This is a genomic window from Streptomyces sp. JLSY215 (genome assembly GCF_059682825.1).
Genome location: NZ_CM185022.1, coordinates 8716675 through 8730581 on the forward strand (window position 1 = coordinate 8716675; position 13907 = coordinate 8730581).

The following is a 13907-nucleotide window of genomic DNA, read 5'->3' on the forward strand; positions in this document are numbered from 1 at the left end:
CCATTGACATCCCGAACTCAACAACGCGTTCCTCGCGTACCAGCCATCGAGCCGGGCTGGAAGAAGCTCCCGAGCCGGTGCTTCGTCGCCGGCGCCGACCACGCCATCAACCCCGACGCCGAGCGTGCCGCAGCCAAGCGGATCGGCGCGACCGCCACCGAGATCACCGGCGGCTCCCACGCCATCACGCTCTCCCATGCCGACGAAATGGGGTAGGTCACTATGTGAGCACCCCGGGAGATCGGGTGAATTTCGGCGGGGGCCCGAAAAATGAGTCAGGAATAGATATAGATACGCCCCTGGAATGCATGCCGAAAAGACATCGTGCCCAATATCCAGTCACCACAACTGCCGGGACACGAATGGCGGGTCTCTCGGTAGCGATGGCTTTGAATCGCTGAGACGGAATATCTATGCTGCGATGAGTACGAGTCGCCAGGCCAGTCATTCCTCCGCACTTGATGTCTCGTAACAGGAAGTCGTGTTCCATGCTCGCAATTCACCTCACCCAGTTCGGGGAGCCGGAGAAGAGCCTGCAGGTTGTGGACGTGCCCGAGCTCTCGGCTCCTTCCGCCGGGCAGGCGCTGATCCAGGTTGAGTACGCCCCGCTCGACCACCACGACCTCCTCCTGGCGCAGGGCATCTACCCCGTTCGCCCTGAGCTGCCCACCGCCATCGGCAACGAGGGCGTCGGCACGGTCGTGTCCGTAGGGCCCGACGTCACGCAGGTCCGTCCCGGCGACAGAGTCCTGCTTCCCTTCGGCGTCTTCGCCTGGTCCGAGCAGGTCGTGGCCAAGGCAGCGGACCTGAGCGCCTTGGACAAGTCCATCAGCCTAGAGCAGGCCGCGATGCTCACCATCAATCCCGTCACCGCGGGGCTCCTGGTCGGCCTGCGCGACCTTCCGGCCGGTTCCTGGGTGGTGCAGAACGCGGCGAACAGCGGGGTAGGCCGGTCCGTCATCGTCTTCGCCAAGGAGCGCGGGCTGCGAACGATCAACATCGTGCGCCGTGCGGAACTCGTGAACGAACTCGAAGACCTCGGCGCCGACGTCGTGGTCGTCGACTCGGCGGACGCCGGCGCGCGCGTGCGGGAAGCCATAGGCTCCGATCCGGTACTGCTCGGCCTCGACGGTGTCAGCGGAACGGCGACCACGCGGCTGCTGGACATGCTGACCCACGGCGCCCTGCTGGCGATCTACGGGTACCTGAGCGGCCGGCCGTTCACGCCCGACCCGGACGTGCTGAGGACGAAGAACATCACCACGACGGAGTTCTGGATGTACCAGGACGAGTTCCTGCCCCGCCTTCCGGCCCTGAACGCGCAGTCCGCGCGGCTGGTCGCCGAGGGAGAACTCGTCCTGCCCTCCGCGCCCGTCTACCAGGCGGCGGACTTCCCCGAGGCCCTCGCGTACTTCCGGAAGAACGGCAAGGTCCTCTTGGACTTCAACCCGCATCGCGCGTAGGCGCCGCCGCACCTGCCGCTGAGGCCGGGACCACCCCGAAAGGAAGCGGCCGGAGTCGATCACACAGCCGCCGCAGGGCCACCGGAACGGCCCCCGACACACGATCAAGGATGAGCAGCATGACCGCACACAGCACCATCGGCATTCTCGGCGCGGGAGCGGTCGGCCGGGCCGTCGCCGACAAAGCCGTCCGGCATGGACATGAGGTACTCATCGGCAACAGACGGGGCCCGCAGACACTCAAGGCGGTCGTGGCGCAGCTGGGGCCGAAGGCCCGTGCGGTGACGGCCGAGGAGGCGGCGCAGCCGGACCTCGTCTTCCTCGCGGTGCCGTTCTTCGCCGTACCGGACCTGACCGGCCTTACCGACTGGTCCCGGAAGACCGTCGTCGACACGACGAATCAGTTCGCCGCGGCCAACCCCTGGCGGGGCCGGTACGACGTCGGTGACCTCACGGGCAGCGAATGGGTCGCCGAGCGCCTTCCCGGAGCGCGGATCGTGAAGGCGTTCAACACCCTGTTCGCCCCGTTCATCGCCGGGGACCCCCGGCACGAGGAAGGCCGCCAGGTGGTCTTCTACGCGGGCGACGACGCCGACGCGAAGGCGGCCGTGGCCGCTTTGCTGGACGAGTTCGGGTTCGCCGCACTGGACCTCGGTGGTCTGCGAGAGGGGGGCCGGCTGATGCAGCTCGACGGCCCGCTCAGCGCACGGCACTTCCTGCTTCAGGACGCCGGCTGACAGCCCGGACCGCGGTCACCCCGGGCCATGCAAGCCCAGCACACACAGGAGGAGTGTCATGAGCCGTCGTGTCGTCCACACCCGCGGCGGGTCGCCCGCCGACGTCCTGACCGTCATCGAGGAGCCGGAGCCGGCAGCGCCGCAGACCGGTCAAGTACTCGTCCGCACCACCGTGTTCCCCGTGCACCCTGGTGATCTCCAGGCCGTCGAGGCGTATCCAGGGCACAGCGGACAACCGGTCCCGGCCGGTGTCGAGGCCACCGGCGTGGTGGAGGCCATCGGCCCGGACACACCGGTGGCACCGGGGGTCGAGCCCGGCGCGCGGGTGACGGTCTTCCCGCACCCGGGTGCCTGGTCCCAGTGGATCACGGCGGCCGCCCGGGTGGTGGTCGCCGTACCGGCAAAAGTGCCGGACGAGGTCGCCGCACAGATGCTCGTGAACCCGATCACCGCCATGATGCTGCGCCGCGAGGCGGAGGCACACGCCTCCATCGGGTACGACGGCGTTCTGCTGCAGACCGCCGCCGGCTCGTCGGTCGGACGCCTGCTGACCGCCGTGTGCCTGGCCCACAACATCGCGATCGTCAACGTCGTCCGCAGCGAACGCGGTGCCGCGGAACTGCGTAAACGCTTCCCGGACGTGCCGGTGGTGGCGACGGAGCATGCAGGCTGGGCCGCTGACGTCCGCAGCGCGGCTGACGGCCGTCCGGTGAGCGTGGCCCTCGATCCGATCGGCGGAAAACTCGCCGAGAGCCTTCTGGACCTGCTGACGCCGGGCGGAAAGCTCGTCTGCTACGGGCAGATGGCCGCGGAGCCGATCTCGCTGCCCGCGTCGACGTTGCTGCACAAATCGCTGACGCTGCGCGGCAAGAGCATCGGCCGCTGGATGTCGGACACCTCCGCCGAGAGGCAGGCTTCCGACGTCGCCGCCGCGAAGCTGATCGCGAGGGAGCTCAAGGACCAGTTCGACGTAGCCGCCACCTACGGTCTCGGCGACCTGGCAGAGGCCGTGGAACACGCGGTACGGCCCGGCAAGGTCGGCACCGTCCTCATCCGCCCCTGGTAACCACCCCTGCTGCCGTCGCTGCGCCCTCACGGCGAGCTGGCACGGGCATCGAGGGCTGGGACGACTTCGCCGATCCACTCGTTGGTGACGGGGTTGACGATGAGCCAGCCCTTCTCCAGGAGGGACTGCAGGAGCAGCCTGACGTCGTAACCCGGTTCGTCCACCAGGTCGTTGTCCGTGGGGGAGTGGCCGGCGTGGAGGAAGAGTGCTTCCTCGTCCGCGGTGATGTTGAAGTCCGTGGCGTGAACGTACGCGCGCCTCTCATCCTCGGCACACTGACAGCCCCTTATGTGGGCCGTTCAGTCCGTTAGGCATGGCCACAGCCACCGAACCGGTGCAGACAGCGAAGCTCTGAAACGGGGGACCGAGCGCTGTCGAGGCATATCGACGTCTTCGCCAAGAAGGACAACGGACCTCGTGCCGGCGGTCGACACCGGTTTCGAGGCCGAAGCGGTCGAAGGAAATGCGCATTTAGGCGCCGGGGCGGCGTTTGGGGGCGTGCCGAAGTCCTCCCAGACGGTGGGGGGCTGCGGTGGGCGCGGTGTCGGCTCCTGGTGCTCGGTGGCTCCCGATATCGGGCACTTTCCGTCGAACTCAGGGGTTTGGTGGTGCCGTGGATCCGCTGTAAGATCCGCGGCCGCCTGTGTGGATACTGATCACCACGCGCATTGACTTTGATTCCGCTGAGATGTCCCGCAACGAGTTCTACAAGCTGCTGACCGCGAGGGTGGTGCCGCGGCCCATTGCCTGGGTGTCCACGATTTCCGCGGACGGCACTGCAAATCTGGCACCTGCGAAGTTCCGAGGAAAGTGGCATCGGTCGGGCGGACGTTAGTCCAGGTCAGAGACTGTGGGCAAGGGGGAGTGGCGCAGGGACCGGCGTGCTTACGCGCTTACATACATGGGGCATGACCGGGGCCATTGACGAGCGCCAGTCGTTCAGCCGGAATGTGCCGCAGCGGATGGCTTTCGGCACGATGCTGCGCGCAGCCGCGCAGGCACTGCTGGGATTGGGCAGGCAGAGACCGCCGAACTGGGTACCCGCATTATGGAGTTGTCCAGGCGCCGCCGTTGACCTGCGATGTTGCGACTGCTTTCGCCGCTTACCTGCGCAAATGAACCTTCAGCTCCTTTAAGTTTCTTGCCGGGTTATGTAGCTGATTCTCTCCCACGCGCTCCCCAGCGGCTCAGATACTCCCCGGATTCCCCCAGGGCGCGTCACGACCACGGGCGGCGGATCCGGCTGCTCGAACTCGCGCCTGCGCCGGGTGTATCTGACTCGGTAATCTTGGGCGGTTGAGATGGAGCAGACCGGTTCACCCGGGGGGCGAGAGTGGTGGAAGACAGACGGGTTCCGGTCCTGGTCGGACGACAGCGGGAGACGGAGTTGCTGACCGCTGCCCTGGTGCAGGCCGAGGACGGGGCGAGCGGGTCCACGGTGCTGCTGCGCGGCGAGGCAGGGGTGGGCAAGAGCACGCTGCTGGCCTGGGTGGAGTGTGTGGCGCGCGACCGCGGGTTCACCGTCCTGCGCGCGGTTGGCGCGGAGGCGGAGACTGAGCTCTCGTTCGGGGCCCTCCACCAGGCGTTCTGGACGTTGCTCCAGCGGTCCGGCGCCCTGTCCGCCCACCAGCGGGACGCCCTGGAGAGCGCGCTCGGTGTCCGGTCCGGTACCCCGAGCGGGTTCGCCGTCGGCGCCGCCGCTCTGGTGCTGCTGGACGAGGCGGTGCGGACCGCCCCCGTGCTGCTGCTCCTGGACGACCTGCACTGGATCGATTCGTCGAGCGCGGCCGTCTTCGCCTTCCTCCACCGGCGCTGTGCCGAGCTGCCACTGGTGATCGTCGGTGCCACCCGCCCGGATGGCCCGGCCGCTCAGACGTGGTCGGCCGAAGCCGTCGACGTGCGGGCTCTGCCCCGGGCGGACGCGGCGCTGCTGCTGGGCACCTGCTGCCCCGAACTGGCGGCGCCCGTCAGGGACCGGGTCCTGACGGAGGCGGACGGCAACCCCCTGGCGCTGGTGGAGCTACCGCGCCAACTGGCGGCCGCCCAGCAACGGGGGGCCGCTCCGCTGCCGGAACGGCTGCCGCTGGGGCGGAAACTGGAGCGGATGTTCGCCGCGCGGCTGGGAGCGGTGACACCGGAGATCGGCCGTCTCCTCCTGCTGGGCGCACTGGCCACCGGACCGGAGTTCAGCGGCGGCGGGTGGCTGCGTGCCGTCGCGGGCGAGAACGCACGCGAGACCTTGGAACGGATCGAGGGGGACGGCCTGGCCCGGCTCGACGTGACCGGACAGCTGGTGTTCCGCCACCCCTTGGTCCGCACCGCCGTGGTCTCCGCGGCCTCCGACACTGCGCGCCGAGAGGCCCACCGTGAACTCGCCGAAGCCCTCGCGCCGGACGACCCCCGGCGGCTGGTCCACGAGGCGTCCGCCGCGCTGTTGCCGGACGAGGACCTCGCCGGCCGCCTGCAGGAGGCCGGCCGCGACCTCGCCTGCCGCGGCGGCGACGCGGAGGGCGCGCTCCTGCTCGAACGCGCCGCCGTCCTCAGCCCCAGTTCGTGCAATCGCGCCCGTCGGCTCACCTGGGCCGCGGTGATGGCTGCCCGCGGCGGGCAGCTGCGCCACACCGCGGCCCTGGTGGAGGAACTGAAGGCCAGCACGGTTCCGCAGGATGTCGCCCCGCTGTTCGCGTACGCGGTGGTGTACGCCGACCAGAGCCACCACGTCGACTTCGAGTCCTCCGCCGCGCTGCTGCCCGCAGTCCTCGACATGCTGACGGCACCGGGAGCCGACACCTTCGGCGGACTGGTCGAACAGGTCTACTTCAAACTGCTGCTGGCCGCCACCTACACAAACGACCCCTGGGCATGGCGAGCCCTGCAACGGCACCAGGAGAACGTCTCCGAGGCGGGGCGGCTGTGCCTGCGGGCCTGGACCGCTCCGGGCCCGGATGTGGCCGCCACCCTGCGGGCGGTGGCCGGGGACATGACCGAGGAGCAAGAGGCCGGTGCGGCCTGGCTCCTGCTGTGGACCGCCTCGGCGCTCGACTGCACCGAGGGCGACCTGTGGCAGCGCTTCACCGGACTGCACGGCTACGCCACCCAGGGCTCCGTCGCGAAGGCCAAGTGCCACCAGGACTTCCTGCTCGGTCACTGGGACCAGGCACCCGTCTGCCTGCGCGAAGCCGAGATCGCGGACGAGCTCGGCTACCACTGCAACGCCCTGATGTTTCGCCAGTCCTACGCCCACTTCCTGGCCGGCCGGGGCGATGAGGCCGGACTGAGGGAGATCGAGCAGGCCATCAGGCCGACTGCCACCCGGGCCCGGATGCGGTACGTCCTCGACCGCCTGACCCACCTGCACGGCTTGGCCGCGCTCGCCCACCGGCGCTACGAGGAGGCGTATGCGCACTTCTGCGAGATCACCCCGCCCGGGCAGCTGTCCAGCGGCCTGCCCTGGCATCACGCACTGGTCTTCGACCTGGTGACGGCCGCCGTGCACACCGGCCGGTACGAGGAGGCGCGGGCGCACATCGCGGCGGGGCGGACGGCACGCTCCGCGGAGATCTCCGGCCGCCACGCCTTCCTGTTCGCGGCCGCCACCGCCCTGACCGCCGAGGACGACGAAGCGGACGCCGCCTACCGTGCCGCGTACGCAGTGCCGGGCGCCGAGCAGTGGGCCTTCGACCTCGCCCGGCTGCGGCTCGCCCACGGTTCGTGGCTGCGCCGACGCCACCGGCCAGGGGCCCGCAAGGTGTTGCGCGTGGCGCACCACGTATTCCGCCGCCTACAGGCCGCCCCCTGGGCCCACCGGTGCGAGGAGGAGCTGCGGGCCTCGGGCGACTTCGTGGCCCTGCCGCCGGGCGGCCCGGCCACGGAGCCGTCCGGCCTCACCGGCCAGGAGCTGCGCATCGCGCAGCTGGCTGCGACCGGTCTGACCAACAAGGAGATCGGCCGGCAGCTCCAGTTGTCGCCCCGCACCGTTGCGGCCCACCTCTACAAGATCTTCCCGAAGCTCGGCATCACCTCGCGGGCCGCGCTCGCCTACGCCCTCGGCAGCGGCTGACCTGCTGGAACACCTGGCCGACCGGTCCTTCCCGAGCCGTGCCGCGCATCGTCCCGAACACGGCAGTCAGATGACCTAACGCGCCGCTGCGCCCGCGGTCCAGGCTGAGACTGCGCAGGACTTCGGCGGAAAGGGCGGTCAGATGGGCTTGCGGGTGACGACCGCGTCGGTATCGGACGACAAGAAGGCGGCGTTCTGGAGCGGAGCGGTGTCGCGGTCGCTGGTGCCGGTGGAGGTGCGCCCGCTCACCGGGCGGCCGTTCGACGGGCTCCTGGAGTCCCACCGGCTCGGCTACGTGCGGATCTCCACGCTGGAGGCGGACGCCGCACGGGTCTCGCGTACGGAGGCGCTGATCGCGCGGGCCCCGCGGAGCGAGCCGCAGGTCGGGATCGGCGTGCAGGTATCGGGCCGGGCGGTCCTGGAGCAGGACGGGCGCCACGCCGAGGTGCCGCCGGGCGGGCTTGTCCTGTACGACACGGAGCGCCCGTACGCCGTCGACTACCCGGAGCGCTTCCGCACCCACCTGTTCCACCTGCCGCGCCGGCTGCTGGGGGTGCCGGAGCGCGACCTGCGACAGGCGTCGGCGACGGCCGTCAGCCCCGCGGAGGGGTGCGGACCGGTGCTCCTGCCCTTCCTCGGCATCCTCGCCGCCTCCGCACACTCCTACCCCGCCCCGGTCGGCGACCGGCTGGCCGGCAGCGTCGCCGATCTGCTCAGCGCACTCGTCGCCCAACTCGCCCTCGCCCGGACGCCGGACGAGCCGGACACCCCGAACGCACACCTGGTCCGCAGGGTGCGGGAGTACATCGACCGCCACCTGGGCGATCCGGAGCTGTCGCCCGAGAGGATCGCGCATGCCCACCACATTTCCGTGCGGTACCTGCACCGGCTCTTCGAGGGCGAGGGAATGACGGTGAGCCGGGTCGTCCAGCAGCGCCGCCTGGAGGCGTGCGCCCGCGAGCTGGCCCGGCGCGGCCGCACCGCGCCCACGGTGTCGGCCGTCGCCCAGCGGTGGGGCTTCGTCAACCCGGCGCACTTCAGCCGAACCTTCCGGGCCGCGTACGGCGTATCGCCGCGGGAGTGGCGCGCGCTCCGGAACGACGGTGCCGGCTGACGAGCCGTCGAAGGCCCGCCGGCGGACGGATTCCGTGCACGGTCAGGCCACCGCGGCCGTCACCCCGGCAGTACGGTCGAGCGATGCGGCCGTACCACGGGGAGGCACGCTCGACGTTCGCCCGGTGCACACCGGTTCCGGCCAGAGCGTACACGGCGTCGCAGTACGCACCGACCGAAGCCAGGAGCGAAGAGTGTCCGAAACCACCCCCCTGCCAGACCGGCGACCGGTGCTCGACCGGGTGCTCCAGGAGTTTCTGGACACCCGGGTCGGCCGGTCCGCGACCGAACTGCCGGACCTCTCCTTCCTCATGTCCGACGGCGATCCGGACGACGCGCCGGCCGATGACCCGGACGACCCCTGCGGCACCACGGCGGAGTGGCTCGAGCTGCCCTGTGGACCGACCGGGCGGGTGCACGTCCAGGTGACCCGACCCGTCGGCGCCGCCGAGCCGAGCCCCGTGGTGCTGTTCCTACCGGGTCTGGGCTGGTCGCTCGGCGACGCGGCCGCCTATGGCCGGCTGGTTCGGGAGTTCGCCCTGGGCACCGATGCCGCCGTGGTGTACGTGGACTACGCCCGGGCGCCCGCGGCACGCTACCCGGTGGCCGTCGAGCAGTGCTACGCCGTGGCCCGGTGGATCCACGCGCACGGCCACGAGATCGGACTGGAGGGGCGGCGGATGGCCGCCGTCGGCGACTCCGCGGGGGCCAACCTCGTGGCGGCGCTGACGTTGCTGGCCCGGCAGCGCGGAGACGTGGGGCTCGTCCATCAGGTGCTGCTGTGCCCGGTGACCGACGCGGACTTCGACACCCCGTCCTACCGCCGGTTCGGGACCGGGTACCTCCTGCACCGCGACCACATGCGCCGGTTCTGGGACGACTACCTGCCCGAGCCTCGGCGGCGGAGCGAGGCCACCGCCGCCCCTCTGCGCGCGTCCCTGGACCAACTTGCCGGGCTTCCCCCGGCGTTGGTGGTCACCGCCGAGGCCGATGTGTTGCGGGACGAGGGCGAGGCCTACGCGGCCAGGCTCCGCGCGGCGGGGGTGCCGGTGGTGGCGATGTGCTACCAGGGCGTCGTGCACGGCTTCCTCCTGCTCGGCACGCTCTGCCCCACCAGCACCGCCCGTGCCGCGCTGATCCAGGCCGTCGACACCGTCCACGTGGCCCTGCACAGCCGTTCCTGGTGATCCCTGCCCGCCGCGGTCCCGCCGGGAGGGAAGCCAGGGCCCACCCGCCCGACACCGAGGCCGGACCGGCCGGTCCGGCCAACAGCCATCTGAGGAGCACCGATGTCCGTCGTCCTGGACACCGCCGAGGTACCGTCCGCCGACCGCGCCGAGTACTGGCACGAGGCCGTGTCCCACACCTTCATCCCGCTGGACGTGGCCCTGCTCGAAAGCGCCCCCGCCCCCGCTACCATCACCAGCCACTGCCTGGGCGCCCTGCAGGTGTCCCTGGTACAGGCGGGCCCGCAACGGGTCGAGCGCAGCGCGGGGCTGATCGCCCGGGGTGGGGAGGACCACCTCACACTGGCGCTCCAGCACCGGGGTACCGCCCGGCTGGTGCAGGACCGTCGCCAGGTGGAGCTGCGACCGGGCACCTTCGCGGTCTCCGACGCCGGGCGGCCGTTCGCCAAGGAGCTGCCGGACCCCTTCGTCTTCACGGCCTTCCACTGGCCGCGGTCGGCCGTGGGTGTCTCCGAGAAGGACCTGCGCGTGCTGACCGCGACGGCGTTCGACACCGCCGATGGCACCGCCCGGCTGGTGGCCGCGTACCTGGAGTGCCTCTCCCGGTCGGCCGGCTCGCTGGAGCCGCACCTGGCATCCCGGCTTGCCACCACGGCGGTCGACCTGCTCGCGGTGCTCGCCCACGAGCGCCGCGGCCGGTCCGTCCCGGAGGCGCCAGAAGTGGCCCTCGCCACTCTGGCCCGGGTGAAGGACCACATCCTGCGGCACTTGGGGGACCCGGAACTCTCGCCGGAGCGGATCGCGGCCGCCCACCATGTGTCGGTGCGGTACTTGCACAAGCTCTTCCGCTTCGAGGGTGTGACGGTGGCCCGCTGGATCCAGCGCCATCGGCTGGACATGTGCCGCCGCGACCTCGCCCGCCCGACTGCGGGCCGGGCGACCGTGGCGGCGGTCGCCGGCCGCTGGGGCTTCGTGAGCGCCAGTCACTTCAGCCGGGCGTTCCGTGCGGCTTACGGTGTCTCCCCGCGCGAGTGGCAGGCTCGTGGCGGCGCGGGCCGCACGCGGGGCACCGTGCGGCTGCCGCTGCCGGCCGACAAGCCGGGGAAGGCCGCCCGCCCGTCCGGATTCGGCGTCGCGGTGTGAGCCGCGGCGGTGGGCCGCCGGGCGCGGCGCCGCCCGGCGGCCCACCGGTGGTGCGACCCTGACAGCAGGTCACCGGATGCCGGTCACCGGCCGGCGTGGATCTCCGCGATGTAGCCGCCCGGGAACTGCACCATCGCGCTGTCCCGGCCGCTCACCGTGACCGGCCCCCACAGCACCGAAGCGCCGGCGGCCTTCGCCCGCTTCAGGGCCGCGCCGAGGTCAGGCACGCCGTAGCCGGTGAGCTCCCGGCCGAAGGGGTGCGGCAGGTGGCCGTCCGTCACGGTGACCGTGGTGGTGCCGAAGCCGGAGGTGAGGCGCAGAAGCCGGTACGTCGTCCCGGGCAGCCCGATCGCGGCGCCGTCGGCCCGCCGGTCGTCGGAGACGACGCGGCCCCGGGTGAAGGAGAGGTAGCTCCGCAGGAAGGCGCCCACCGCGTCCGGCGACAGGTAGAGCCGGTTCTCTGGCACGCTCACCAGTTTGGGGTACGACGGCGGAGTGGTGTGCACGTAGAGCTGGGCGTTGATCCCGCCGGGGAACTGGACGACGGCGTCCCGGCCGATCGGATCGGTGAACGGTGCCACCGTCACGTCCGCGCCGTCGGTCCGGGCGGCCCGGACGGCCCGGTCGAGGTCGGTCACCAGCCATCCGGTGCGCTCGGTGCCGAACGGGTACGGGACGGGCGTGGTGTATTCGAACACCGACAGCGTGCCGACCGGGGAGAGCACCAGCTCGGACAGCGTCCGGCTGGGCGTGGGCGTCACCTGGGTGGCGGTCGGCCCGATCGTGGTCCCCCCGAAGGTGGACACCCAACTGGTCACGAACGCCTGCTCCGTGCCCGGCGCCACATAGACGTGGGTGGAGTCGTACTGCGCGCCGACGGCGAACTGCTGGTGCGAGCCCGGGGGCTTCGTCGGGGTGCTCTGGGCCACAGAGGCGGTGGGGATCGCCGTGAGTGTGACGATCGCCGCCACCAACGGGACCACCCGGCGGGCTAAGCGGTGCTTCATGGAGGACCTCCCGGTCGTCGTTCGCGCCCCGGCTTCCGCCGTGCCTGTGGTCGGGCGCGTGCTCTTTTGCTGGGCGGAGGATTCGGTCGGTGGTGGGGTGGGGCGGCGGCGCTCAGGCCGCCGGCGGGGCCCAGTGGGCGTCGGGGGCCGAGACCCGGTGGGCGGTCAGTGCGGTTGCCAGGAGCAGCAGTGCCGCCAGCCCGAGGGCCAGGGTGAGCCGCCCGTGCAGGATCAGCGCCGCGCCCGCGACGCCGCCGAGCAGCATCGCCAGCGCGGAGAGGATCCGGCGGCCCTGGCGCGGTGCAGCGGCCCCGGCCGGTGCCGAGTCGGCGGCGAGGCCGGTCAGGGTGAGGGTGAGCACGGTGGTGGTGAGGTCGGGCACGCCGAGCCGTCGGGCCACGGCGTTCTGCAGGCCCATGCCCAGTCCCAGCAGGACGATCAAGGCGTAGCGGGCGTCGCCGTCCGAGGCCGCGGCGGTGGCGGCTGCCGCGGCCATCAGGACCGTCTGGACGGCGGTGGCCGCGGCCAGCAGACGCCCGCGGTGGGCCGCCATCCTGTTGCCCAGCCGCCCGCCGGCGAGCGCACCGGTGAGGAAGGACGCCAGCGAGACGAGCGAGGCCGTGGCCGACAGACCTGCGGCTCCCGCCAGGGCGAACCCCAGGAAGACCACGTTGCCGGTCATGTTCGCCACGAACACGTGCCCCAGGCCGAGGTAGCTCACCGCGTCCACCACCCCGGTGGCCACGGTCAGCAGCAGCATCAGCGGCGGCAGCGGGCCGTGCCGGTCCGTCCGCGGTGGGACGAGGGTCCGCACGGCGTCAGTCAGCAGGGCGCGCAACGGATGCTCCTTCCTCGGGCGCCGGCGCACGGTGCAGGACCGCCCGGGTGAGCAGCCCGCTCGACAGGCCGAGCACGACGGCCACGACCGACAGCCACACCGGCCAGGCGGTCAGACCGACCGCATGGTCGGCGGACCACCGGCCCGGGCCGGTGAAGATGAGCGCTCCCGCGACGACGACCAGCACCAGCGGGTACTCGTAGCCGTCGTCCTGCACCCAGAGCCCGTGCGGCAGTTTGACGGTGAGCGCCACCGTCATCACGCCCATGGCCACCATGGCAGCCAGCGGTGTGAGCGCGCCCAGGGCCAGGAACAGGCCCGAACAGACCTGCCCGACGCCCGCGGCGAGAGCGGTGAGCGGCCCACCGCGGAACCCGTCGCGCCGGAACTCCTCCGTCCCGCCGACGAGGCCGTGGCCCCCGAAGCGGTAGCTCACCTTCTGCGCTCCGTGCCCGGCGATGAGCAGTCCCACCACCACCCGGAGAATCAGCAGTCCGGTATCCATCGTCTCCTGTTCCCGTCCCTGTCCCTGTCCCTGACGCGAAGCCGGCGTGCGGGCCGGCTCAGCCCGCGGCGTGCTCGCCGATGAAGGCATGCGCGTAGACGAGCCCCAGGCCGTACGCGTCGGCGTGTTCCTTGACGATTTCCGTGACGGCGCCGTACGTCTCCGTACGGGCCCAGTCGCGCTGGAGCTCCAGCAGCACCTGCAACCACGTGACGGGTACGGCGCCGGCCTGCGTCATCCGCTGGATGGCGTGCTCGTGGGCCTTCGGGGAGACGCCGCCGGAGGCATCGGTGACGACGTAGACCTCGTAGCCCTGGGTGATCATGGACAGGACGGGCAGGACCAGGCAGACCTCGGTCCACAGGCCGGCTATGACGACCTTGCCGCGCCCGGTGGCTTTGACCGCCTCGACGAGGGCTGGGTCCTCCCAGGCGTTCATCGAGGTGCGGTCGATGATCTCTGCATCGGGGAAGACCGCGCCCAGCTGCGGCAGGAGCGGGCCGGAGAAGGACTCGGCGGCGACGGTGGTCAGCACCCTGGGCACGTCGAAGGCCTTGGCGGCCTTGGCGAGGCCGACGGTTGCGTTGATGATCGCGGATCGGTCGCCGCTGCCCGTGCCGAAGAACATCTGCGGCTGGTGGTCCACGAACAGCACCACGGCGTTGTCGGGAGTCAGCAGGTCCGGGCTCGGGGTGGCGCTGACCTGGGTGAGGTTGACCATGACGGATTCCTTTCGGTTCTGGGGAGGTCCTTCGCACGGTGATCCGTGGAGGAAATCTGGAAGGGGG

At 71.3% G+C, this 13907-nt stretch carries 13 protein-coding genes and 1 pseudogene; 9 read left to right on the plus strand and 5 right to left on the minus strand.

All coding sequences use genetic code 11. The features are described from left to right. Window positions 1-3: 3 nt before the first annotated feature. The 4 genes from AC5677_RS38495 to AC5677_RS38510 all read left to right on the plus strand — a co-directional run bounded on the left by AC5677_RS38495 (window position 4) and on the right by AC5677_RS38510 (window position 3266). Complete coding sequence (locus AC5677_RS38495; protein WP_497192512.1) at window positions 4-216, plus strand: hypothetical protein; 213 nt, start codon at window positions 4-6, stop codon at window positions 214-216. A gap of 272 nt (window positions 217-488) precedes the next feature. After that, window positions 489-1463: a zinc-dependent alcohol dehydrogenase family protein gene (locus AC5677_RS38500; RefSeq protein WP_497192513.1), complete on the plus strand. Its 975-nt coding sequence runs from the start codon at window positions 489-491 to the stop codon at window positions 1461-1463. A gap of 119 nt (window positions 1464-1582) precedes the next feature. After that, complete coding sequence (locus AC5677_RS38505) at window positions 1583-2200, plus strand: NADPH-dependent F420 reductase (RefSeq protein ID WP_497192514.1); 618 nt, start codon at window positions 1583-1585, stop codon at window positions 2198-2200. A gap of 58 nt (window positions 2201-2258) precedes the next feature. Next, window positions 2259-3266: a zinc-binding dehydrogenase gene (locus AC5677_RS38510; protein WP_497192515.1), complete on the plus strand. Its 1008-nt coding sequence runs from the start codon at window positions 2259-2261 to the stop codon at window positions 3264-3266. Between the two features lie 26 nt (window positions 3267-3292). On the opposite strand, the gene AC5677_RS38515 is transcribed toward AC5677_RS38510, so the two are convergent. Then, complete coding sequence (locus AC5677_RS38515) at window positions 3293-3430, minus strand: hypothetical protein (RefSeq protein ID WP_497192516.1); 138 nt, start codon at window positions 3428-3430, stop codon at window positions 3293-3295. 524 nt (window positions 3431-3954) lie between these two features. On the opposite strand from AC5677_RS38515, the pseudogene AC5677_RS38520 reads away from it, so the two are divergent. The 5 genes and pseudogenes from AC5677_RS38520 to AC5677_RS38540 all read left to right on the plus strand — a co-directional run. Beyond that, a pseudogene (locus AC5677_RS38520) lies at window positions 3955-4068 on the plus strand (flavin reductase family protein); the annotation flags it as partial. A 531-nt stretch (window positions 4069-4599) separates the two neighbouring features. Beyond that, window positions 4600-7326: a BREX system ATP-binding domain-containing protein gene (locus AC5677_RS38525; protein WP_497192517.1), complete on the plus strand. Its 2727-nt coding sequence runs from the start codon at window positions 4600-4602 to the stop codon at window positions 7324-7326. A 142-nt stretch (window positions 7327-7468) separates the two neighbouring features. Continuing rightward, window positions 7469-8440, plus strand: a complete 972-nt coding sequence (locus AC5677_RS38530; RefSeq protein WP_497192518.1) for an AraC-like ligand-binding domain-containing protein — start codon at window positions 7469-7471, stop codon at window positions 8438-8440. A gap of 193 nt (window positions 8441-8633) precedes the next feature. Beyond that, on the plus strand, window positions 8634-9626 hold the full coding sequence (locus AC5677_RS38535; protein ID WP_497192519.1) for an alpha/beta hydrolase: 993 nt from the start codon (window positions 8634-8636) through the stop codon (window positions 9624-9626). A gap of 102 nt (window positions 9627-9728) precedes the next feature. Continuing rightward, a complete protein-coding gene (locus AC5677_RS38540) occupies window positions 9729-10769 on the plus strand; it encodes a helix-turn-helix domain-containing protein (protein ID WP_497192520.1) in 1041 nt (346 codons plus the stop codon). Window positions 10770-10852: 83 nt separating this feature from the next. Here AC5677_RS38540 and AC5677_RS38545 read toward each other — a convergent pair whose 3' ends face one another. The 4 genes from AC5677_RS38545 to AC5677_RS38560 all read right to left on the minus strand — a co-directional run bounded on the left by AC5677_RS38545 (window position 10853) and on the right by AC5677_RS38560 (window position 13840). Continuing rightward, window positions 10853-11776, minus strand: a complete 924-nt coding sequence (locus tag AC5677_RS38545) for a VOC family protein (protein ID WP_497192521.1) — start codon at window positions 11774-11776, stop codon at window positions 10853-10855. A gap of 112 nt (window positions 11777-11888) precedes the next feature. Further along, complete coding sequence (locus tag AC5677_RS38550) at window positions 11889-12614, minus strand: YoaK family protein (RefSeq protein WP_497192522.1); 726 nt, start codon at window positions 12612-12614, stop codon at window positions 11889-11891. After that, window positions 12595-13119: a DoxX family protein gene (locus AC5677_RS38555; protein ID WP_497192523.1), complete on the minus strand. Its 525-nt coding sequence runs from the start codon at window positions 13117-13119 to the stop codon at window positions 12595-12597. The genes AC5677_RS38550 and AC5677_RS38555 overlap by 20 nt, the downstream gene beginning before the upstream one ends. Before the next feature lie 58 nt (window positions 13120-13177). Continuing rightward, window positions 13178-13840 carry a hydrolase gene (locus tag AC5677_RS38560; RefSeq protein WP_497192524.1) on the minus strand — a complete coding sequence of 221 codons (663 nt, stop codon included), beginning with the start codon at window positions 13838-13840 and terminating at the stop codon, window positions 13178-13180. Between the last annotated feature and the right edge of the window lie 67 nt (window positions 13841-13907).